The sequence below is a fragment of the Roseomonas sp. HF4 genome, from assembly GCF_005222755.1.
Classification (GTDB): domain Bacteria; phylum Pseudomonadota; class Alphaproteobacteria; order Acetobacterales; family Acetobacteraceae; genus Neoroseomonas.
Genome location: NZ_STGD01000016.1, coordinates 57,392 through 78,957, shown reverse-complemented (window position 1 = coordinate 78,957; position 21,566 = coordinate 57,392). Strand labels below are relative to the sequence as shown.

Annotated in this window: 19 protein-coding genes; 7 read left to right on the top strand and 12 right to left on the bottom strand. The window is 75.5% G+C overall.

Annotation, left to right across the window (positions count from 1 at the left end; genetic code table 11):
- Positions 1 to 70: 70 nt before the first annotated feature.
- From E8M80_RS21175 to E8M80_RS21155, 5 genes are all read right to left on the bottom strand, one after another.
- Positions 71 to 619 (bottom strand): carboxymuconolactone decarboxylase family protein, encoded by a 549-nt coding sequence (locus E8M80_RS21175; protein ID WP_137127726.1) that lies wholly within the window; start codon positions 617 to 619, stop codon positions 71 to 73.
- 92 nt (positions 620 to 711) lie between these two features.
- Entirely contained in the window at positions 712 to 1,413 is a 702-nt protein-coding gene (locus E8M80_RS21170; RefSeq protein ID WP_137127725.1) for a Crp/Fnr family transcriptional regulator, read from the bottom strand.
- Positions 1,414 to 1,533: 120 nt separating this feature from the next.
- Positions 1,534 to 1,749: a heavy-metal-associated domain-containing protein gene (locus E8M80_RS21165; RefSeq protein WP_137127724.1), complete on the bottom strand. Its 216-nt coding sequence runs from the start codon at positions 1,747 to 1,749 to the stop codon at positions 1,534 to 1,536.
- A 5-nt stretch (positions 1,750 to 1,754) separates the two neighbouring features.
- Positions 1,755 to 2,144, bottom strand: coding sequence for a Cu(I)-responsive transcriptional regulator (locus E8M80_RS21160; RefSeq protein WP_137127723.1), 390 nt, complete (start codon positions 2,142 to 2,144; stop codon positions 1,755 to 1,757).
- Positions 2,141 to 4,516 carry a heavy metal translocating P-type ATPase gene (locus E8M80_RS21155; RefSeq protein WP_137127722.1) on the bottom strand — a complete coding sequence of 792 codons (2,376 nt, stop codon included), beginning with the start codon at positions 4,514 to 4,516 and terminating at the stop codon, positions 2,141 to 2,143. Before E8M80_RS21155 ends, E8M80_RS21160 begins: the two co-directional genes overlap by 4 nt.
- A 123-nt stretch (positions 4,517 to 4,639) precedes the next feature.
- Between E8M80_RS21155 and E8M80_RS21150 the strand changes: the two genes are divergently transcribed.
- Together E8M80_RS21150 and E8M80_RS21145 are read left to right on the top strand one after the other, a co-directional pair.
- Positions 4,640 to 5,011 carry a hypothetical protein gene (locus E8M80_RS21150; RefSeq protein WP_137127721.1) on the top strand — a complete coding sequence of 124 codons (372 nt, stop codon included), beginning with the start codon at positions 4,640 to 4,642 and terminating at the stop codon, positions 5,009 to 5,011.
- A gap of 63 nt (positions 5,012 to 5,074) precedes the next feature.
- Positions 5,075 to 6,097: a S1C family serine protease gene (locus E8M80_RS21145; RefSeq protein WP_137127720.1), complete on the top strand. Its 1,023-nt coding sequence runs from the start codon at positions 5,075 to 5,077 to the stop codon at positions 6,095 to 6,097.
- A 301-nt stretch (positions 6,098 to 6,398) separates the two neighbouring features.
- Here E8M80_RS21145 and E8M80_RS21140 read toward each other — a convergent pair whose 3' ends face one another.
- The 4 genes from E8M80_RS21140 to E8M80_RS21125 all read right to left on the bottom strand — a co-directional run bounded on the left by E8M80_RS21140 (position 6,399) and on the right by E8M80_RS21125 (position 9,588).
- A complete protein-coding gene (locus tag E8M80_RS21140) occupies positions 6,399 to 7,373 on the bottom strand; it encodes a tripartite tricarboxylate transporter substrate binding protein (protein ID WP_137127719.1) in 975 nt (324 codons plus the stop codon).
- Between the two features lie 186 nt (positions 7,374 to 7,559).
- On the bottom strand, positions 7,560 to 8,066 hold the full coding sequence (locus tag E8M80_RS21135) for a hypothetical protein (RefSeq protein ID WP_137127718.1): 507 nt from the start codon (positions 8,064 to 8,066) through the stop codon (positions 7,560 to 7,562).
- 244 nt (positions 8,067 to 8,310) lie between these two features.
- Positions 8,311 to 8,913, bottom strand: a complete 603-nt coding sequence (locus E8M80_RS21130) for a CoA pyrophosphatase (protein WP_137127717.1) — start codon at positions 8,911 to 8,913, stop codon at positions 8,311 to 8,313.
- A 102-nt stretch (positions 8,914 to 9,015) separates the two neighbouring features.
- Positions 9,016 to 9,588, bottom strand: coding sequence for a DUF1285 domain-containing protein (locus E8M80_RS21125; RefSeq protein WP_240790153.1), 573 nt, complete (start codon positions 9,586 to 9,588; stop codon positions 9,016 to 9,018).
- 123 nt (positions 9,589 to 9,711) lie between these two features.
- On the opposite strand from E8M80_RS21125, the gene E8M80_RS21120 reads away from it, so the two are divergent.
- The 5 genes from E8M80_RS21120 (at position 9,712) to E8M80_RS21100 (ending at position 17,429) form a co-directional block, all read left to right on the top strand.
- A complete protein-coding gene (locus tag E8M80_RS21120; protein WP_137127715.1) occupies positions 9,712 to 10,716 on the top strand; it encodes a MoxR family ATPase in 1,005 nt (334 codons plus the stop codon).
- 1 nt (position 10,717) lies between these two features.
- The gene (locus tag E8M80_RS21115; RefSeq protein ID WP_240790152.1) at positions 10,718 to 11,584 is read left to right on the top strand and encodes a DUF58 domain-containing protein; all 867 of its coding nucleotides are present in this window, start codon (positions 10,718 to 10,720) and stop codon (positions 11,582 to 11,584) included.
- On the top strand, positions 11,584 to 14,316 hold the full coding sequence (locus tag E8M80_RS21110) for a DUF4159 domain-containing protein (RefSeq protein WP_170979553.1): 2,733 nt from the start codon (positions 11,584 to 11,586) through the stop codon (positions 14,314 to 14,316). Before E8M80_RS21115 ends, E8M80_RS21110 begins: the two co-directional genes overlap by 1 nt.
- Before the next feature lie 352 nt (positions 14,317 to 14,668).
- On the top strand, positions 14,669 to 16,753 hold the full coding sequence (locus E8M80_RS21105; protein ID WP_137127713.1) for a hypothetical protein: 2,085 nt from the start codon (positions 14,669 to 14,671) through the stop codon (positions 16,751 to 16,753).
- Between the two features lie 52 nt (positions 16,754 to 16,805).
- A complete protein-coding gene (locus E8M80_RS21100; protein WP_137127712.1) occupies positions 16,806 to 17,429 on the top strand; it encodes a hypothetical protein in 624 nt (207 codons plus the stop codon).
- Between the two features lie 246 nt (positions 17,430 to 17,675).
- On the opposite strand, the gene E8M80_RS21095 is transcribed toward E8M80_RS21100, so the two are convergent.
- The 3 genes from E8M80_RS21095 to E8M80_RS21085 form a co-directional block, all read right to left on the bottom strand.
- On the bottom strand, positions 17,676 to 18,380 hold the full coding sequence (locus tag E8M80_RS21095) for a class I SAM-dependent methyltransferase (RefSeq protein ID WP_137127711.1): 705 nt from the start codon (positions 18,378 to 18,380) through the stop codon (positions 17,676 to 17,678).
- Between the two features lie 192 nt (positions 18,381 to 18,572).
- The gene (locus E8M80_RS21090) at positions 18,573 to 19,439 is read right to left on the bottom strand and encodes a DMT family transporter (RefSeq protein ID WP_137127710.1); all 867 of its coding nucleotides are present in this window, start codon (positions 19,437 to 19,439) and stop codon (positions 18,573 to 18,575) included.
- Between the two features lie 226 nt (positions 19,440 to 19,665).
- A complete protein-coding gene (locus tag E8M80_RS21085) occupies positions 19,666 to 21,390 on the bottom strand; it encodes a PBP1A family penicillin-binding protein (RefSeq protein ID WP_240790151.1) in 1,725 nt (574 codons plus the stop codon).
- Between the last annotated feature and the right edge of the window lie 176 nt (positions 21,391 to 21,566).

The following is a 21,566-nucleotide window of genomic DNA, read 5'->3' as shown; positions in this document are numbered from 1 at the left end:
CGCGCCGACCGGTGACCCGCCAGCCATCCCTGGACTGTGCCCTGAAGACCGTAGTCCAGCGCCGATCGCCTCACGCCGGCAGAGGAAACCGGTCCAGATACGGCTGGTAGTCCGGCTCCACCCGGATATCGAGCGACGCCAGCACCCGCACCACGGCGCAGTAGAACGAGATCGTGAGCACCAGGTCGACCAGGCGCTCGTTGTCGAAATGGGCGCGCAGCCGCTCGAAGGTCGCCGCGCTGACACCCGGCCCCGCGTGGCATTCGCGCGCCGCCAGCAGCACCAGCCGCGCCAGCGGCTCGAGGGCCGATTCGCCGCCCTCGCTCTCCGCGATCAGCGCGTGGATGTCGGCCTCGGTCACGCCGAAGTCGAAGCCGATCTTCACATGGTGCGACCATTCATAGGCCGATCGCGCCAGCCAGCCGACCTGAAGGATCGCGAGCTCGCGCAGCCGCGGGTCGAGCACCGAGGTGTGCCGGATGAACCGCCCGAGCCCCGAGAAGGCCCGCGCCGCGTTGGGGCTGTTCGTCAGCGCGCGGTGCAGCGCGATGTCGCGCGTCAGCAGGTCGCGGTCTTCCGGCTTCAGGTCGGCGGTCGTCATGTCGGGCACGCGGGCCATGCGGCATTTCCCCTGCTGGAGCGCGCATGGCACCACGCGCCGCACGGCCTGCAAAGCCCTCGGCGGCCGGATGCACGACGCTGCGCCCGGCGTCACGCGGGGCGCGACCGCGCCTCGCCGCGCGGCAGCGCCGCGCGCAGCAGCGCCGCACGGTCCGGCACGTCCACGCGGCGCCCATGCAGCCGCAGCAGCCCCGCATCCGCGAGCCCGTGCAGCGCGCGCGACAGGCTCTCTGGCGTCATGCCGAGCCGGGCGGCGATGGCGGCGCGGGGCTCGGGCAGTTCGACCGCGCCGCGCGCGGCGACCAGGCGGCACGCCAGGAAATGCGCCGCGCGCTGCGTCGCGTCGCGCGTCTTGAGGTCCACCACCTGGTCGATCATCAGCCGCCACTGGCGCGCCATCTGCGCCATCGCCGCGTGCATCAGGCCGGGATCGGCCGCCGCGGCGGCGCGCACCTCCTCGGCCGGCAGGGCGATCAGGCGGGTCGGCGCCAGCGCCATCGCCGCGACGGGGGAAGGGAGGCCCAGCATCACCGCGGCGATGACGACGGCGTCGCCGGCGCTCAGGATCTCGACCATGGTCGCGCCGCCGGCCTCGGCGGTGCTGAGGCCGATCGAGCCCTGCAGCAGCAGGTAGAGGAAGTCGGCCGGCGCGTCCTGCGGGAACAGCAGCGCGCCGCGCGGCAGTGCCACCGGCTTCGCGCGGTCGAGCAACCTCGCGCGCGTCTCGGCCCTGGCGGCCGAGAGCAGCGGGCCAAGCTCCCTCACGCCGGCGGGGGCACGTGTCGCCGGCATCGCGGTCCGTCCTGAATACGCGTTGCGTGCTGCATGGCGGCATGATCGCAGCGCCGCCGGCCGCGCAGGTTGATTCAGATCAACGCCTTGATCCGCCAAGGCTTCGGCGGTTCCGGGCGGTCAGCCCTTCACCGCGTAGCCTTCCTCCTCCACCGCCATCGAGACGACGTGGCGCGGCAGCACGGTCTCGGTCTTCACCGTGCCCCCGGCCACGTCCACCACGACCTTCGCGGCCGGGTCCTTGGCCTGGATCGCGGCGGTCACGGCCTGCGCGCAATGGCCGCAGGACATGCCCTCCACCTTCAGCGTGATCAGGGGCTGGTCGGTCTTTTCCATCTCTCTCATTCCTTGCGTGCGAGGTCGTCGAGGATCGGGCAGTCGGGGCGCGCGTCGCCGTGGCAGTGGAGCGCGAGGTGGCCGAGGCTGGCCGCCATGCTGCGGAGCGACTCTGCCTTGCTTTCCAGCGCGGCGACATGCGCGAGCGCAAGCCGCTTCACTTCGGCGCTCGCGCGGGCGCGATCCTGCCACAGCGCCAGCAGCCGCCGCACGTCCTCGAGCGGGAAGCCGAGGTCGCGCGCATGGCGGATGAAGCGCAGCACCGCGACGTCGCGCGCACCGTAGACGCGGTAGCCGTTCGCCCCGCGCCCCGCGCGCAGCAGGCCGATCGCCTCGTAGTGGCGGATCATCTTGGCCGATATGCCCGACGCCGCCGCCGCCTCCCCGATGTTCATCGCGCTGCCCCCTTCGGCCGCCAGCGCGCCAGCAGCAACGCGCTGCCCAGCACGCTGACCGAGGATGCCGCCATCGCCGCCCCCGCCACGACCGGGGAGAGCAGGCCCATGGCCGCGAGCGGCAGGCCGACCACGTTGTAGCCGAAGGCCCAGACGAGGTTCTGGCGGATCTTGGCGTGCGTCCGGCGCGCGACCTCGATCGCGGCCGGCACCAGCGCCGGGTCGCCGCGCAGCAGCGTGATGCCGGCGGCCTCGATCGCGACATCCGTGCCGGTGCCCATGGCGATGCCGAGGTCGGCCTGCGCCAGCGCCGGCGCGTCGTTCACGCCGTCGCCCACCATCGCGACGCGCGCGCCCTCCGCCTGCCAGGCGGCGACGGCCGCGGCCTTGTCCGCCGGCAGCACCTCGGCGGCGACGGTCTCGATGCCGAGCCGCGTGGCCACGCCCTCGGCCGCGGCGCGGAGGTCGCCGCTCAGCATCGCCGTGCGCAGCCCCATCGCGCGCAGCCCCGCGACGGCGGCGGCGGCGCCGGGCTTGCCCGCATCCTCGAAGGCCAGCAGCGCGAGCGCGCGGCCGTCCTCGACCAGCCAGGCGAGGCTGCGGCCGCGCGCGGCCTCGGCCGCGGCCTCGGGCGCGAGCGCCCCTTCCGCCGCGCCGCGCTCGGCCAGCAGGCGCGGGCTGCCGAGCGCGATCGCGCGCCCCTCGATGCGCCCTTCGACGCCGCGGCCGGGCAGCGCCCGGAACGCCTCGGCGGGCGGCAGCGGGCCGGGGGGGCGGGCCGCGGCCACCGCGCGCGCCAGCGGATGCTCGCTGCCCGCCTGCAGCGCGGCGGCCAGGCGCAGCGCTTCCTCCGCCGTCACGCCCTCGGCCGGGTGCAGCGCGGCGAGCTTCGGCTTGCCCTCGGTCAGCGTGCCGGTCTTGTCGAAGGCGACCAGGGTGATGCCCTGCGCGCGCTCGATCGCATCGACGTCGCGCACCAGGATCCCGGCCCGCGCCGCGGCGCCCGTGCCGGCCATGATGGCGGCCGGCGTCGCGAGGCCGAGCGCGCAGGGACACGCGATGACGAGCACCGAGACGGCGGTGATGATCGCGGCCTCCGTCGTCGCGCCGGCCAGCAGCCAGCCCGCCAGCGTGACGGCCGCGAGCGCCAGCACGACCGGCACGAACACGGCGCTGACGCGGTCCACCAGCTTCTGCACCGGCGCGCGGGAGGCCTGCGCGGCGGCGACCATCGCCGCGACGCGCGCCAGCACCGTCTCGGCGCCTACGGCGCGCACCTCGACGACCAGGCGCCCGTCCAGCGCGATGGTGCCGGTCGAGACAGCCGCGCCGGCCTCCTTCTCGACCGCGCGGCTCTCGCCGGTCAGCGCGCTCTCGTCCACGCCGGCGCGGCCGTCCCGCACGATGCCGTCGGCCGGGATGCGTTCCCCCGGGCGGACCGCCACGAGGTCGCCGACCGCGAGCGCGGCGGCGGGCACCTCGCGTTCCTCGCCCGCCTCGATCCGGCGGGCGGTGCGCGGCGCCAGGTTCAGCAGCGCGCGGATCGCGGCGCCGGTCGCGCGCCTGGCCCGCGCCTCCAGCCATTTGCCGAGCAGGACGAAGGCCACGACCATGGACGCGGCTTCGAAATAGAGGTCGTGCCCGTGCCCGCCGTGGCGGACCAGCAGGTAGGCCGAAAGCCCCCAGGCCGCGCCGGTGCCGAGCGCCACCAGCTGGTCCATGTTGCCCGTGCCCGCGCGCAGCGCCGCCAGCCCCGCGCGCCAGAAGCGGCCGCCGAGCCAGAACACCACCGGCGTCGCGAGCGCCGCCTGCACCCAGCCGCCCGGCATCCAGTCCCGCCCGAGTGCCATGCCGAGCATGCCGAGCGCGAAGGGCGCGGTGAGCAGGGCCGCCAGGACGACGTCGCGCGCTTCCCGCGCCGCGCCGGGATCGGCGCCATCCTGTTCCGTCGCGCGGGTCAGGCTGTAGCCGGCGCGGGCCAGCGCGGCGCCGAGCGCCGCTTCCTCGGTGCCGGCGACGGCGCGCAGATGCGCGGTCCCGGTCGCGAGGCTGACGCGCGCCTCCAGCACGCCCGGCACCGCGGCCAGCGCGCGTTCCACCCGCCCGACGCAGGTCGCGCAGGTCATGCCGCCCACGCCGAGGTCGAAGGTCGCCTCGGGCACGCGATAGCCGGCGCGGCCGATTGCGGCGGCGAGGTCGGCGACCGGCGCGGTGCCGGTCACCGCCGCCTGGCCGGAGGCGGGGTTCACCTCGGCCGCGGCGACGCCGGGCACGGCGGCCAGCGCGCGCTTCACGCGTGTCGCGCAGGCAGCGCAGGTCATGCCCTCGACGGGCAGCAGCAGGCGGGGGGGTGCGATCGGGGCCTCGGGCATCGGTGGTCTCCTTGTCGCACGCAACCTCGGCCTTCCCAATATGGGAAGGTCAACACCCCTTGCCATGCTCCGTCATTGACAGGCCGGGGCAGCCGTCAAACCGGATGACGTATGCAAATTCGCGTGGCGATCCTGGCAGTCCTGGCAGTCCTGGCAGTCCTGGCAGTCCTGGCAGTCCTGGCACTTCCGGCCGGTCCGGCCGGCACCCGTGCCCAGAGCGAGCCCTTCCGCGTCGTGAACGCGACCGGGGTCCGCGCGACGGGGCTGAACGTGGTGCGCAGCGGCGCGGGCGCGCCCTGGGGCGCCGACCCGCTGGGCGGCAGGAGCCTGGCGCCCGGCTCGGCCTTCGCGATGCGTGCCGCGGAGGGCATCGGCTGCCCGTTCGACATCCGCCTGACGCTGCGCGACGGGCGAGAGGCGGAGCGCCTCGCGGTCGATGTCTGCCGCCAGCGTACGATCGCGGTGGCGATGCAGGACCCGGCGCCGCGGCGCTGACCGCGCGTTGCCCGCGTCGCACCGATTGACTTGCCCCGGCGCGGCCCCGACATGATGCCTGCCATGCGCCGCCTCCTCGCCGCTGCCCTGTCGGTCCCGATCCTCCTGGCCGCGCCCGCCGCGCGCGCGCAGACCGAACCCTTCCGCGTGCTGAACGGCACCGCGGAACCGGCCACGGCGTTGCACGCCGTGCGCCACGGCCGCACGGACTGGGGCGTCAACATCCTGAACCGCGGGCCGCTCGCGCCCGGGGCGGGCTTCGCGCTGCGCCCGTCCTCCGGCGCGGGTTGCGCCTTCGACCTGCGGCTCGTGCTGCAGACAGGCCAGGAAGTGGTGCGGCGCAACGTCGACATCTGCGCCAACCGCACCGTGCCCATGGCGCTCGACGCCGCGGCGGCGCGCGGCCCGGCACCGGCCGCCGCCGTGCCGCCCGCGCCGCCCCGGCCCGGCGGCGCGGTCCGCACCTCGACCGGCACGGGCTTCGTGGTGGGCGCCTCGGCGGTGCTGACGAACCAGCATGTGGTGGACGGCTGCCAGCGCGTGCAGGTTCGCACGGCCGAGGGCCGCATGCTCGACGCGCGCGTGCCGGCGGCGGACGCGCGGCGCGACCTCGCGCTGCTGCGCGTGGAGGGCGACCCTGGCCCGGTGCTCGCCTTCCGGTCCAATCCCGTGCGCCGCGGGGAAGGCGTCGTGACCTACGGGTTTCCGCTGGCGGGGCTGCTGTCCTCGGGCCCCACGCTGACGACGGGGGAGGTGAGCGCGCTGTCGGGCCTCGGCGACAACCCGACGCAGTTCCAGATCAGCGCGCCGGTGCAGCAGGGCAATTCCGGCGGGCCGCTGCTCGACCGCCAGGGCAATGTCGTGGGCGTCGTGGTCTCGAAGCTGAACGCGGCCCGCATCGCGCAGCGCACCGGCGACATCCCGCAGAACGTGAATTTCGCGGTGCGCGGCAGCGAGGCGGTGGACTTCCTCCGCCGCAACGGCGTGACGCCCGTGATGCGCGACAGCCCCGGCGATGAGCGCGGCGCCGCCGAGGTGGGCGAGCGCGCGCATCCGAGCACCGTGTTCGTTCGCTGCGAGAAGTAGGAGGGGCGGGGGGACGTTCCCGCCCCCGCCCTTGGTCATGCCAGGCGCACCACGTTCTGGCGTGCGGCCCGCCCGGCGTCCGGGTGCTTTCGGCCCGAAGGATCGAGGCCGCGAATGCGCCCCGCCGGACGTAAGGCGTCACGCCGGAGGCGTGCTCCTTGCACCGTGTTCCTTGCACGAAGCCAAGGAAACCGGAGGTTTCCGCCCGGCGTCTGAGGGCAGGAAAGAACGAATGCCGGCGGTCGAAGACTTCGACCGCCGGCATGAGGGCCACGAAGGTGAAACCTTCGTGCGCCAGGTCTCAGTCGAGCCTGGCGCCCGAGATGCGCACCGCATCCTGCCACAGCGCCCGCTCGCGCTCGGCGCGCGCCTTGAAGTCCTCGGCGGAGGTCCAGACGGCGAGCGAGCCCGCGCGCAGGAAGCGTTCCTTGAAGGCGTCCTCCGCCACGATGGCGCGCAGCGCCTCGCTGACGCGGGAGATGACCGTGGCCGGCGTCCCGGCCGGGAAGACGAAGCCCTGCCAGGAGGAGATGACGAAGTTCGGCACCCCCGCCTCGGCCATGGTGGGGATGTCGGGCAGCGTCGGCCAGCGGGTGGCGGAGGTGACGGCCAGCGCGCGCATGCGGCCCTCCCCGATGACCGGCACGTAGGAGGCGAGGTTGTCGAGCGCGAAGTCGAGGTCGCCCGAGAGCATCGCCGGGATGGTCTGCGCCGCGCCGCGGAAGGGGACGTGCGTGCCCTCGATGCCCGTGCGCGCGCAGAACAGCGCGCCCGAGAGGTGTGGCGTGGTGCCGACGCCCGGCGATCCGTAGGAGATGCCCTGCGGCTTCGCCTTCCCCCAGGTGATGAAGTCCTGCAGCGCCCGCGCCGGATTGTGCTGCGCGGCGACCACCGCGACATTCGGCAGGTCCCAGGCGATGCCGACGGGCATCAGGTCGCGGTCCGGGTCGTAGGGCAGGCGCGAATAGAGGTAGCGGTTGATGACCATGTGGCCGACGGACGCGATGCCCATGGTGTAGCCGTCGGGCGCCGCCTTGGCGGTGGCGTCGATGCCGATGTTGCCGCCGGCGCCGGGCCGGTTCTCGACCACGATGTTGGCGCCGAGGGCGGCCTGCAGGCGTTCGGCGTAGATGCGCACCAGCACGTCGGTCGAGCCGCCGGGCGGCCACGGGACGATGATGCGGATGGGCCGCGCGGGCCAGGACCCCTGGGCGTTCACCGCGGGCGCGGCGAGCAGGCCGGCGCCGGCGGCGAGGAGGGTGCGGCGGGTGGTCATGGCGTTGTAACTCCCGGTTATGGACACCGCGCGGACATATCCTGCCGCTCCCGTTAAGGCCAGATGACCCCTGTCCAGGGTCCGAGGGCCGCTCGGCCCTCGGCGGCGGCGGGGGGCGGCGCGCCCCGTCGCGGCGGTGCCGGGCCTTTCAGTCCCTTTTCCCGCAGGGGCGCCGCCCCCGCGCCGTCACCGGTCGCGCTTCGCCTGCGCGTTCCTGACGAACTGGGACACGCGCCCGATCTCCCGCGGGTCCGTCCGCACGGTGCGCTTGCGGCTGGGCTTGGCGTGCATGCCGGCATCGGCGGACTGGCCGCTGCCGGGGTGGTGGGCGCGGGCGGCGCGCTTGCGGGCCAGCGCGTCCTTCAGCGCCTGGGCGTGCCAGGCGCGGCGCGCTTCGCCGTGCAGGATGTCGAGGCGGTGGTTCACCCGCTTCAGCGCCGCCGCGAAGGCCTGCTTCTGCCGGGTCATCGCCGGGTCGTGGCCTGCGGCGGCGCGCATCTCCCCCTTGCCACGGCGGGCGCGGCGGTTGGCGTGGACCATGTCCCGCAGCCGGTTGCGGCGGTCGCGCAGCGTGCGGGCGAGCGCCAGCGCTTCCTCGGCCGACAGGGCCGCGAGGGCGGGGTAGTGACTGGGCGCCACGAGGTCGAAATCGTCCCCGAGCAGGCGGCGTTCGGCGGCGGTGCTGGTGGCCATGCGGCGTTCCCTTTCTCCGTGGGGCCGCGGGCGCGCGGCCGTTCTTGCCGGGGTCATATGGCGACCGTCGGCCGGTGCGGAAACCGTTGCGCGTTCCAGGTGTGGCCCCCGCGTCCCGGCGGCGCGGACGGATCGGGGGGCGGCCGCTCGCGGTCGCGGCTTCGCCCCGGGGCGGCGTCCGGCCGGATGCCGCGCCCTGGAAGGCTACGGCTCCACGGCATCGCGTGCCTGGCTGGGCGCTGCCCTAATCCTTGGCGCGCAGGATGGCGGCCAGCGTCACGAGCATCGATGCCGTCGCGCCCCAGATGTAATGGCGCTCATGCGGCCAGACCCAGAATTCCCGCACGCGGCCGCGGAATTCCTGCCGCCGCCGCTCCGGCGCCGCGGGGTCCACGAGCCGCGCCAGCGGGTATTCGAAGGGTTCCTCGACCTCGTTCGGGTCGTGGCGGAGCACGAACGGCGGCGCGAGCCAGGCGACGACCGGCGTGATGCTGTAGCCGGTGCCGGTCAGCACCGTCGGCAGGCGGCCCAGGATGCGCGGCAGGGTAGGGTCGAGGCCCACTTCCTCCTCGGCCTCCCGCAGCGCGGCCTGCTCGGGGGTCTCGCCCTCCTCCATCCGGCCGCCGGGAAAGGAGACCTGGCCGGCATGGGAGGTGAGCCGCGCCGAGCGCAGCGTCAGCAGCACCGTGGGCTCGGGGTGCGCCACGAGCGGCACGAGCACCGCCGCCGGCACGATGCGCCCGCCCGCGCGCGCGGCGCGCTCCAGGTCGTCCTCGGGGGAGGGGCGGTCGCGCGGGAGCGCCGCGGGATCGGCGAGGCGGGCGGCGATGGCGGTGGCGGAGAGCATCGGCGGGCAATCTCGGGCCGCCAGGGCGCGGCGTCCAGCGGGGCGGGCGGCGGAAGCCTGGGCCGTTCGGACGCTACCGGCGTCGCCCCGGCCGTGGCGGCGTCAATCCGCCGCGAGGTCCATCGCCGGCGCCTCGTCGATCGGGAAGAACACGCCCTCGCTCCAGACGCCCAGCACCTCCCGCCCGTCGATGGTCTCGCTCTGCGCCAGGGCGACCAGTTCGTAGAACACGGCGCGGCTGATCCGTGCCTCCAGGCCCGGGCGGACCATCACGTAGGGGCGGGGTTCGCGCGTGCGGGGGTCTAGGTGGACGCGAATCGGGTGGTCGCGCCCGGCGGTCACCATCTCGTCGAGGTTGGTGCGGAAGGTCAGGCATTGCTGCGGTACGGCGCAGCCGCAGTCGCAGTCCCGCCAGAACAGCTCGACCGCCATGAAGGGCGCGTCCTCGACCTCGATCCGGCCGCGCTCGGCTGGGGTTTCCAGCCAGTAGCTGCCGTCCTCGGCGCGCCGCAGCACCGAGGCGAACAGACAGACCAGCGGCTTCCGCTGGATCGGGCTGTCGCGGTAGTACCAGGTGCCGTCGCGACCGATGCGGATCGCGTAGTCGCCGCACTCCATCTTCGCGCGCGCCAGCACCGCCCCCGCCGGGGGGCTGCCGGTCGCCGTCTTTTGCATGCCGTGCAGCATCATTGCCAATCGCAGCCCTTGCACTGAGCGTGGCCGATGCGAGCTAATCCGAATCGAGGGTGGCACCGGCCGGCGCGCTTCCGCCCCCGTCATATAGGGAGTCCTGCCCGCATGATTGAAGTGGCCGAGACCGAGGATCCTGCGAGGCTCGTCTCGGAGGTCGAGGCGCTGGGCGCCCGGCTGGCCCGGGTGCGCGAGGCCGTGGGCCGCGTGATCTTCGGGCAGGAGAGGGTGGTCGACCAGGTGCTGGTCACCCTGCTGTCCGGCGGCCACGTGCTGCTGGTGGGCGTGCCGGGGCTCGGCAAGACCAAGCTCGTGGACACGCTCGGCACCGTGGTCGGCCTCGATGCCAGGCGCGTGCAGTTCACGCCGGACCTGATGCCCGCCGACATCCTGGGGAGCGAGGTGTTGGAGGAGGACGCGCACGGCAAGCGCGCCTTCCGCTTCATCAAGGGTCCGATCTTCTGCCAGCTGCTGATGGCGGACGAGATCAACCGCGCATCGCCCCGCACGCAGTCGGCGCTGCTGCAGGCGATGCAGGAACAGCGCGTCGCGATCGGTGGCGAGATCCACGCGCTGCCCGCGCCCTTCCACGTGCTGGCGACGCAGAACCCGATCGAGCAGGAAGGCACCTACCCGCTGCCCGAGGCGCAACTCGACCGCTTCCTGCTCGAGGTCGAGGTCGGCTACCCGGAGGAAGCGGCCGAGCGCGCCATGCTGCTGGCCACCACCGGCGCGCGGGAAGCGAAGCCCGCCCAGGCCATGACCGGCGCGGAGCTGATGGCGGCGCAGGCGCTGATCCGCCGCATCCCCGTGGGCGAGCAGGTGCTGGACGCGATCCTGCGCCTCGTGCGCGGCGCGCGGCCGGAGACGACGCCGCTCGATGCCGTGCGGCAGAACCTCGCCTGGGGGCCGGGGCCGCGCGCGGCGCAGGCGCTGATGCTGGCGACGCGTGCGCGGGCGCTGCTCGACGGCAGGCTCTCCCCCAGCGTGGACGACGTGGTCGCGCTGGCCGAGCCCGTGCTGCGCCACCGCATGGCGCTCACCTTCGCGGCGCGGGCGGACGGCGTCCGGCTGTCCGAGGTGATCGACCGCCTGCGGGAGAGCGTGGCCTAGCGTGGCCGATACCAGGCCCGCCGTCTCGGTCGCGGTCCCCTGGGCCGAGGCGCTCGGCGCCACGCTGCCGCCGCTGGTGGTGCAGGCCGAGCGCGTGGCCGCGACCGTCATGCAGGGCGTCCATGGCCGCCGCCGCCCGGGCCAGGGCGACGCCTTCTGGCAGTTCCGCCCCTATGTCGCGGGCGACGCTGCGGCGCGGGTCGACTGGCGGCAATCGGCCAAGTCCGACCGGCTGTTCGTGCGCGAGACCGAATGGGAGGCGGCGCAGACCGTCGCCCTCTGGTGCCAGGGTGGGCCGGGGATGGCGTGGCGCAGCAGCCGCGACCTGCCGGAGAAGCGCTTCCGCGCCGAATTGTTGGTCCTCGCGCTGGCCGCGCTGATGTTCCGCGGCGGGGAACGCGTCCGGCTGTTCGGCCTGCCGCGCGCCTTCACCGGCCGGGGCGCGCTGGCCGCGCTGGCCGAGGCGCTGCCGCGCCAGGCGCTGGCGCCCGAGGACGACCGCGTGCCTCGCCACGCGCGCGCCGTGCTGGTGGGCGATTTCCTGGCGCCCCTGCAGGAGACGCGCAACGCGGTCGCGGCGCTGGCATCGCGCTCGGTCCGGGGCCATCTGGTGCAGGTGCTCGATCCCGCGGAGGAGACGCTGCCCTTTTCCGGACGCATCCGCTTCGAGGCCGTGGCCGGCGCGGAGCACGCGCTGGTGCCGCGCGTCGAGGGCGTGCGCGCGCTCTATGAGGAACGGCTCGCGCGGCATCGCGAAGGGCTGGCCGCGATCGCGGCCGGGGCGGGGTGGTCCTTCGCCACGCACCGCACGGACCAGCCGCCCGAGGCCGCGCTGCTCGCGCTGCATCGCCGGCTGGCGCCCGCATGATGTGGCAGGTTGGGCCGCTCGCCTTCGCGGCGCCCTGGCTGCTGCTGGCCCTGCCCGCGCTGCCGGTGCTCTGGTGGCTCCTGCGCGTGAGCCCGCCGGCGCCGCGCAGCCAGGCCTTCCCCGCGCTGCGGCTGCTGCAGGACCTGCCGCCGGTCGAGGAGACGCCGCACCGCACGCCCTGGTGGCTGCTGCTGCTGCGCCTGGCGGCGGCGGCGCTGCTGGTCCTGGGCCTCGCGCGGCCGGTCTGGCAGCCGGTCGGCGGCGGTGGCGGCGCCGGGCCGCTGCTGCTGGTCCTGGACGATGGCTGGGCTGCCGCGCCCGACTGGCCGGCCCGCGTGGCCGCCGCCGCCGGCGCGCTGGAGGCCGCGGGGCGGGAAGGCCGGCGCGTTGCGCTGCTGCCCACCGCGCCGCCCGAGACCGGCGAGGCCATCGCCGCCAGCGCCCTTATGCCGGCGGAGGAAGCGCGGGCGCGCCTCGCCGCGCTCCGCCCGCGCGCCTGGGCGCCCGACCGCGCGGCGGCGCTCGCGGCCTTCGAGGCGTTCCGCGTGGCGACCCCGGGCCCGATCGCGACCGTCTACGTGGCCGATGGCGTCGAGCACGGCACGGATGGCTTCGCCGCGCTGTCGGGCGCGCTGGCCGCGGCCGGGCCGCTGACGGTCGCGCGCGCCGAGGCGCGCCCGGTGCGCGTGCTGCCGCCGCCGCGCGCGGAAGCGGACCGGCTGGTGCTCCGCGTGCTCCAGACCCCCGTCGCGGCGCCGACCGAGGCGACCGTGCTCGCCCGCACCGCGGATGGAAGGGCGATCGCCTCGGCCACGCTGCCCTTCGCGGCCGGCGCGACCGAGGCCGAGGCGGCGATGGACCTGCCGATCGAGATCCGCAACCAGGTGGTGCGCCTCGACCTGGAGCCCGAGGCGGGCGCGGCGGGCACGGTGCTGCTGGACGAACGCTTCCGCCGCCGCCCGGTTGGGCTGTCCGCCGCGCTCGAGACCACCGCCGATGCGCCGCTGACGGGCGACCTGTTCTACCTCGACCGCGCGCTCGCCCCCTATGCCGAGATCCGGCGCGGCACGCCCGAGGCGCTGCTGGCACGGCAACTCGCCGTGCTGGTGCTGGCCGACCGCGAGGTGCCCGAGGGCCGCGAGCGCGAGGCGCTGGCCCGCTGGGTCGAGCAGGGCGGCATGCTGATCCGCTTCGCCGGCCCGCGGCTCGCCGAACGCCCCGACCCGCTCCTGCCGGTGGCGCTGCGCGCCGGGGAACGGCAATTGGGCGGCGCACTCTCCTGGGACCGGCCGCAGGCGCTGGCACCCTTCCCGGAGGGTTCCCCCTTCGCCGGCCTCACGCCGCCGGCCGAGGTGACGATCGAGCGCCAGGTGCTGGCCGAGCCCTCGCCCCGCCTGACCGAACGGTCCTGGGCGAGGCTCGCGGACGGCACGCCGCTGGTCACGCATGTCGCGCGCGGCCAGGGACGGATCGTGCTGTTCCACGTCACCGCCAATGCCGAATGGTCGAACCTGCCGCTGTCCGGGCTGTTCGTGGACATGCTGCGGCGGCTGGTGGCGCTGTCGGCCGGCGTGCAGGGCGCCGAGGGTGAAACGCCGCTGGCGCCGCTCGAGATCCTGGACGGCTTCGGGCGGCTCGGCCCGGCGCCGCCGGCCGCGGCCCCCGTGGCGGCGAACCGGGTGGAGGCGACCGCGGCCTCCCCGCGCCATCCGCCCGGCTGGTACGGCACGCCGGGCCGCGCGGAGGATGCGGCTTGGCGCCGCGCGCTCAACCTCTCGGCGCAGCTGCCGCCGCCGCGGGAGGCCGGGGCGCTGCCCCCCGGCACGCGCGTCGAGCCGATCGGCGGCGTGCCGGCCGAGCGCGACATCGGGCCCTGGCTGCTGGCGCTGGCGCTGCTGCTGCTGGCGGTGGACCTGCTGGTCTCGCTCGCGCAGCGCGGGCTGGTCGGCACGCAATGGTCGCGCGCGGCGCGGACGGCGGCGGTGCTGGGCGCGCTGGCCGGCGCGCCGGCATTGGCGCAGGAGCCCGACGGCGCGGCGGCGCTGACCGCGCGGCTCGGCTATGTCGTGACCGGGGACGCGCAGGTGGACGAGATCTCCCGCATGGGGCTGCTCGGCCTGTCGGACTTCATGAACCGGCGCACGGCGGCGACGCTGGCCGAACCCCATGCCGTGGTGCCCGGGCGCGACGACCTGTCCTTCTACCCGCTGCTCTATTGGCCCGTGCTGCCCGACGCCGGCGTGCCGGACGGGCCGGCGGCGGCGGCGCTCAACGCCTTCATGCGCAATGGCGGGATCATCCTGCTGGACACGCGCGACGAAGGCTCGGGCGAGGGCTTCAACCCCGGCGCGCGGGCCGCGCTGCGGCGCGTGACACGCGACCTCGCGGTGCCACCGCTGGCGCCCGTGCCCGACGACCATGTGCTGAAGCGCGCCTTCTACCTGCTGCAGGACCTGCCCGGCCGGTTCAGCGGCGGCCAGGTGTGGGTGGCGCGCGACCAGGACCGGGCGAATGACAGCGTGAGCCCGGTGATCATCGGCGGGCACGACTGGGCGGCAGCCTGGGCGCAGGATGCGCGCGGGCAGAACCCCTACGCGACAATCCCCGGGGGCGCGCGGCAGCGCGTGCTGGCGTATCGCTTCGGGACGAACCTCGTGATGTACGCGCTGACGGGGAACTACAAGGGCGACCAGGTGCATGTGCCGGCGATCCTGGAAAGGCTCGGGAATTGAGCGGGGCGGTTCTCGCGGAGAGGGGCTTTGCCCCTCTCCGGACCTCACCCCACCAAAGGCCGGAGGGCCTTTGGGAACCGATACGTGGCCTTGGGCGGCGGGGGTGCTCCGGCGCCGGGCGCTCGTTGCCTTGCCCGTTGCCCAAGCGGGTATCCCGCCGCGTGTCGCAGCGGGTGCCACGGTGGTGGCCGGTGCCCGGTATCGGTTCCCAAAGGCCTTTCGGCCTTTGGCCGGAGGGGTTCGGGGAGGGCAGAGCCCTCCCTGAGGACGGCGTGGGGTTCGGGGAGGGCAGAGCCCTCCCTGAGGACGGCGTGGGGTTCGGGGAGGGCGGAGCCCCGCCTAGGCCCACGCCATGACCCAGACCATCGCCGGCCTCGACTTCGCCCCGGTCCCGCCGCTCTGGCTGCTCGCCGCCGCCGCGGTCCTCGCCGTGCTTGCCCTGGTCCCCGCCGCCTGGCGCCGCGCGCGCGGCGTCTGGTGGCGCGCGGCGAGTTTCGCGCTGGTGCTGCTGGCGCTCGCCAACCCGCGCCTCGTCGAGGAATCGCGCGAGACGCGCCCAGACATCGCGCTGCTGCTCGTGGACCGTAGCGAGAGTGCCGAACTCGGCGACCGCGCCCAGCAGATCGAGGCCGCGCGGCGCGAGCTCGAGGCGCGGGCCGGCCGCCTGCCCGACCTCGAGCTCCGCACCGTGGAGGTGCCGGAGGGCGGCAACCAGGGCACGCGGCTGTTCACGGCGGCCGAGCGCGCGCTGGCCGAGATCCCGCGCGCGCGGCTCGCCGGCGTCATCGCGCTGACCGACGGCCAGGCGCACGACATCCCCGCCGCCGCCCCCTTCGACGCGCCCTTCCACGCCCTGCTGCCCGGCCGCGCCGGCGAGACCGACCGGCGCCTTCGCATCATTGAGGCGCCGGGCTTCGGCATCGTGGGGCGCGAGGTCGAAATCCGGGTCGCGGTCGATGAACTCGGCGTGCCGCGCGCGACGGGTGCGGCGCGCCTGACCATCCGCCGCGACGGCGAGGCGGCGCGGAGCGAGAGCGTGCCCGTCGGCCGCGACCATCGCATCGCCGTGCCGATCCGCCGCGGCGGCCCGACGGTCGTCGAGATCGAGGCCGAGGCCCGCCCCGGCGAGGTGAGCCCGCGCAACAACCGCCAGGTCGTCACGATCAACGGCGTGCGCGACCGGCTGCGCGTGCTGCTCGTGAGCGGCGAGCCGCATGCGGGGGAGCGGACCTGGCGGCGGCTGCTCAAGGCCGACCCGAACGTCGACCTCGTGCACTTCACCATTCTCCGCCCGCCGGAGAAGGACGACCTGACGCCGCTGAGCGAGCTCGCGCTCATTGCCTTCCCGGTGCGCGAGTTGTTCCAGGTGAAGCTGCGCGAATTCGACCTGATCGTCTTCGACCGGTTCAGCAACCGCGGCATCCTGCCGGTGACCTATCTGCGCAACATCGCCGACTACGTGCGCGGCGGCGGCGCGCTGCTGATGTCGACCGGGCCCGAATACTCGGGGCCGGTGTCGCTGGCGCTGACGCCGCTCGGCCAGGTGCTGCCGGCGCGCCCGGCGGGGCGGGCGAACATCGTGGCGGAGGGGGCGTTCCGGCCGCGCGTCTCGGCGCTCGGCTTCCGCCACCCGGTGACCGAGGGGCTGATCGGCGCCAATACCGCCGAGGCCGAGCCGCAATGGGGGCGCTGGTACCGCCAGCTCCGCGCCGAGCCGCGCAGCGGCAACGTCGTGATGGAAGGGGCCGAGGGCGCGCCGCTGCTGGTGCTGGACCGGGTGGGGGAAGGGCGCGTCGCGCTGCTGCTGTCCGACCACATCTGGCTCTGGTCGCGCGGGCATGACGGCGGCGGGCCGCAGCAGGAACTGCTCCGCCGCATCGCGCACTGGCTGATGCGCGAGACGGAACTCGAGGAGGAGGACCTGACCGCGCGGATCGAGGCCGGGCGCCTGACCGTGACGCGGCGCAGCCTGGAGGACGGCGCGCCGCCCGAATTCGCGGTCACGGCGCCGGACGGCACGGTCACGCGCGCGCGGCCGGAGGAAGCCGGCGGCGGGCGGGCGACGCTGACCCTGCCCGCGACGCAGCCCGGCGTCTGGCAGGCAAGCGACGGGCGGCGGGTGGCCTTCGCGGCCTCGGCGGCGGCCAATCCGCTCGAGATCGCGGACCTGCGGGCCGATCCCGGGCCGCTGCGGCCGCTGCTCGAGGGCACGGGCGGCGTCGCGCGGTTCATGGGCCCGGGCAGCGCGCCGGCGCTGCCCGAATTGCGCCGCGTGGCGCCGGGGCGGGACGTGGCGGGGCCGGGCTGGATCGGGCTCCGGCGCAACGGGGACCACACGGTGACCGGCATCTCGGCGCTGCCGCTGCTGCCGCCCTGGCTGGCGCTGGTGCTGGTGCTGGGCGCGGCGGTCGCGGCCTGGCGGCGCGAAGGCCGGTAGCGCGGCGACGAAGCGTTTGGCCGGGGGCGCGAAGCGGCGTAGAACCGGCGTCATGAGACGGCTGATCCCCCTGCTGGCCACGGCCGGCGTGCTTGCCCTTCCTGCCGTGGCGCTGGCGCAGTTCGCCGGGCCGCCGCCCGCGGCGCCGGGTGGCGCGCCGCCGCCGCCCGCGGCGCTGCCGGGGCTCACGGCGCGCCAGGCGCCGGAGCCGATCCCGGCCAACCCGAACGCCAACCTCGCACCCACCGAGGCGCTGTTCGACGCGATCAACCGCGGCGACCTCGCCGCCGCGCGGGACGCGATGAACCGGGGCGCCAGCCTCGAGGAACGCAACGTGCTCGGCCTGACGCCGATCGAGGCGTCGGTCGACCAGGGGCGGAACGAGATCCTGTTCTTCCTGCTGTCGGCCCGGCGTACGGTACGCGGGCCGGCGCCGCCGGCCGAGGGCTCCCTGACGCCCGCGCAGCGCGCGGCGCGCGACCGCGCGGCACGTGAGGAAGCGACCCGGGCCGCGCGGGCGGCAGCGCAGGCCGGCCGCGGGCCGGTGGTGCGCGGGCCGCCGCCGGTGCTGCGGCCGCGGCTGTTCGCCAATGACGGCGGCGCGCCACGGCCGGAGGTCGGGTTCCTCGGCTTCGACGCGGGGCGCGGGGCGACGACGGGGCGGCGCGGCGGCTGAGGACGGGCGGCGGGACCTGAAACAGGGCGGGGGAGACGGGAACTTCTCCCCGCGCATCCGCCTCGACCTTCCTTGCCCCCCGGGCATCGATGCCGGGTGCCGGGATGAGCGCCGCCGGCTGCCTTGCGCCTGACGGCCGGTGCGGGAACATGCCGGGTATCGAAGGATGCGGCCGTTGGCACGGCCGGGAAAGCGAGGACAGCAGGGACAGGGTCGGAGGAGGCTCGGCTTCCCCGTCCCTGCCGGCTACTCCGCCGCGAGCGCCTGCGGCGTCGCTTCCGGCGTGCGCATCGTCAGCAGCGTGAAGATCCCTGCCGGCGGGCAGGGCTCGAAACTGTCCACGGGCGTGATCGCGGGGTCGAGCAGGTCGCGTAGCGCGAAATCCGGATGCCAGCCGAGCCGGCGCGACAGCGGCGCCATGGCGCGCTCCACCCACCAGCGCGGACCGCCCTCGGCCGCGAAATGATTGACGAACAGCATGTGGCCGCCAGGGCGCACCACCCGCGACATCTCGGCGAAGAGGCGCTTGGCGTCGGGCACCACGCTCGCGGTGAACATCGCGACCGCGATGTCGAACGCGCCGTCGGCGAAGGCCATGCGCTCGGCGTCCATCTCGAGCAAGCCGCGGACATGCGTCAGGCGTTCCGCCGCGACGCGTTCCTTGGCCTTCTCCAGCATCTCCCGCGACAGGTCGATGCCGACCACCTGCAGATCGCGGCGATAGAGCGGCAAAGCGAGGCCGGTGCCGACGCCCACTTCGAGGACGCGCGGCCCGGCCATGCGGTTGACCGCCGCGACGGCGCGCCGCCGCCCGAAGCCCGAGACGCCGCCGAAGACGGTGTCATAGACCCCGGCCCAGCGCCGATACGCCTCGCGCACGCTGTGGGCGTCGAGCGCCGCCCGCGCGTGCCCGCGCTCCTCGGCGCCCTTCGCCAGTCCGATGTCAGCCATCGCGTCCCTCATGCGCGGCCTGATGCAACGGGGCCGCGAGTCGCCGGGCGCCGGAGGGCCGCCACGCGCGAGCGTGTTCGGTAAAGCAGCGGCGGGAGCGGCGCAAGCGGTTCGCACGCCATCCCGCCATGCGCCGCCCGCCCGCGCCCGATCGGCCCGCGCTTCCCGGCACCGGCGGTGCCCAGCCCGCGCTCACCGTCGCGCCCGGTCCGGCAGCGCGACCAGCACGCCGCCCGCCGCGATCACCGCCATGCCGGCGAGGGTGAGCCCGTCCGGCACGTCGCCGAACACCATGAGCCCCGCGAGCACGGCCCAGATCATCTGCGTGTAGGACATCGGCGCCAGCAGGCTGGCCGGGGCGCGGGCGAAGGCCATCACGAGCAGCCCGTGCCCCGCGCCGCCCAGCACGCCGAGCAGCAGGAGCGCGGCCCAGCCGCCCGCGCTCGGCCAGACCCAGTCGAACGGCAGCGCGGCGGAGGTGACGAGCCCCGCCGCGAAGCTCGTGTGAAGGATGGTGGTGCGCGGGTCGTCCACCGCCGCCAGCTTGCGCGTCAGGATCTGGTAGACGGCGAACAGCGCCGCGGTGCCGAGAGGCAGCAGCATCGCCCAATGCACCGGCTCCCCGGCGAACAGGAAGGGCGGGCGCAGCAGCACCACCACGCCGCCGAGCCCGATCGCGACCCCCGCCCAGCGCCGCCACCCGACCTTCTCCTTGAGCCAGACCGCCGCCAGCGCGACCGTCAGCAGCGGGGAGGCGAAACCGACGGCCGTCGCATCCGCCAGCGGGATATGCACGAGCGCGATGGTGAACAGCAGGTTGCAGACCGCGAGGATCAGGCTGCGCAGCGTCTGCAGCCCCGGCGCATGCGACCGCCAGGGCACGCGCCCGGCCAGTACGCGCAGCGCCAGCGCCACCGCCAGGAAGCCGAAGACGAAGCGCGCCCACATGATCTGCGAGACGGGAAAGCCCGCCGTCAGCAGCTTGATGACGGTGTCCATGGCGACGAAGGTCGCGAGCGCCGCCAGTTGCAGCGCGACACCGAGAAGGGCGGGAGGCATCGGCCGCAGCATCGCCCCGGGATGCGGCGGGCGGAAGGCGGAACCGCGCCGCCATCGGCGCGGCGGCGCGAGGACAGGGATGCGGGGGGTGCGGGGCTGGCACGGGCGGCCGCCCGGAAGGTGGGGGGAGGAGGACCTCCCCCGAGGCCCCCTCCCTTTTCTGGCACCTGGCGCCCGTTCCGGAAGGGCCGGCGCGCGTGGGCGGGGATGAAACCGACCGCCGGAACTACCCCCGCGCGGCCTCCAGGATCTCGCGGAACAGCCGCGCGGGCAGGCCGCCGCCCGCGACGCCCTCCATCGGCCGCGCATCGTCGTTGCCGAGCCAGACGCCGATCACGAGGCCCCCCGCGATGCCGATGAACCAGGCGTCGCGGTTGTCCTGCGTCGTGCCGGTCTTGCCGGCCACCGCAAGACCCGGCACCGACGCCGCGCGCCCCGTGCCGCGCGCGACCACGGCGCCCAGCATCCGGAGCATCGCCGCGGCGTGTTCCGGCGCGATGGCCGGGGCAGGGGCCGCCGGCAGCCAGGCGACGGCGCGGCCTTCCGCGCGTGCCTCGGCGATGCCGAAGGGCGCCACGCGGTTGCCGCCATTCGCGAAGGGCGCATAGCCGGCGACGAGGTCGAGCAGCGTCACCTCCGCCGTGCCGAGCGCGATCGAGGCTTCCCGCGGCAGCGGCCCCGGCAGCCCGGCGCGCCCGGCGCTGGCCGCCACCGCGCGCGGCCCGCCGGCGCGCTGCATGATGCGCACCGCCGCGGTGTTGACCGAATGGGCCAGCGCGTCCTCCAGCGTGATCGCGCCGCGTGCGCGCCAGGCGCCATTGCCCGGCGCCCAGCCGCCCAGCGAGACGGGCGCGTCCGAGACCTCATCGTCCGGCGTCGCGCCCGCCTCGAGTGCCGCCAGGAACACGAAGGGCTTGAAGGCCGAGCCCGGCTGGCGCCGCGCCTGGGTCGCGCGGTTGAAGGGGCTGCTGCGGTAGTCCCGCCCGCCCGCCATGGCGCGCACCGCGCCCGTCGCGGCCTCCATCGCGACGACCGCGCCCTGCGCGACGCCGGCGGCACGGCCGGGGCCGGCCAGCAGCGCCTCGATCCGTGCCTCCACCGCCGCCTGCAGCCGCGTGTCGAGCGTGGTGCGCAGCAGCAGGTCGGTGCCGGGCGGCGCGCGCTCCGCCAGGCCATCCCGCACCCAGTCGGCGAACCAGCCGGCATCGCGCGACGGCGGGCGCGCGAAGCGGATGCGCTCGGCCTCGGTGAGCGCCTGGGCGGCGGTGATGGCGCCGGTCTCGGCCATGGCGTCCAGCACCTCGACCGCGCGGCCGACGGCGGCCGAGGGGTTCACGCGCGGATTGAGCCGCGAGGGTGCCCGCGGCAGCCCCGCCAGCACCGCCGATTGCGCGATGGACAGCCCGCGCGCCGGCACGCCGAAATAGAGCCGCGCGGCGGCATCGACGCCGAAGGTCCCGGCGCCGAGATAGACGCGGTTGAGGTAGATCGTCAGCAATTCATCCTTGCTGAAGCGGTGTTCCAGCCAGAGCGCCAGCAGCGCCTCCTGCACCTTGCGGCGCAGGCTGCGTTCCGGCGTCAGGAACAGGTTCTTGGCGAGCTGCTGCGTGATGGTGGAGCCGCCCTGCACCACCCGCCCGGCGGTCAGGTTCGCGACCAGCGCGCGCGCGACGCCGATGACATCGAGCCCGGCATGGTCGCGGAAGCGTCGGTCCTCGATCGCGACGAAGGCGGCCGGCAGATGCGCTGGCAGGTCGCGCAGCCGCACCGTCTCCCCATAGAGGTCGCCGCTCGTGGCGAGCAGCGCGCCGTCGGCCGCCAGCATCGTGACCGAGGGGCGGCGCGTGGCGCCCAGCGCATCCTCGGGCCGCGGCAGGTCCCAGGCGAACCAGAGCAGGGCGAGGAAGCCCGCGACCATCCCCCAGACCGAGAGGATGACCGCCCAGCGCAACAGGCGCGTCCCCAGGCGGGGCCGTCGGCGGGCGGGGGGTGCAGGTCGGGCGGGGGCGGCGCGGGGGGCGGGCCGCACCCGCGGCGCGACGGCACGGGGCATTGCGGTCTGCATAGCATGGCCGGTGCGCGGCGGACATGGGCGCGGCCCTTGTTCCGAGGGCAACGCGGGCCAAC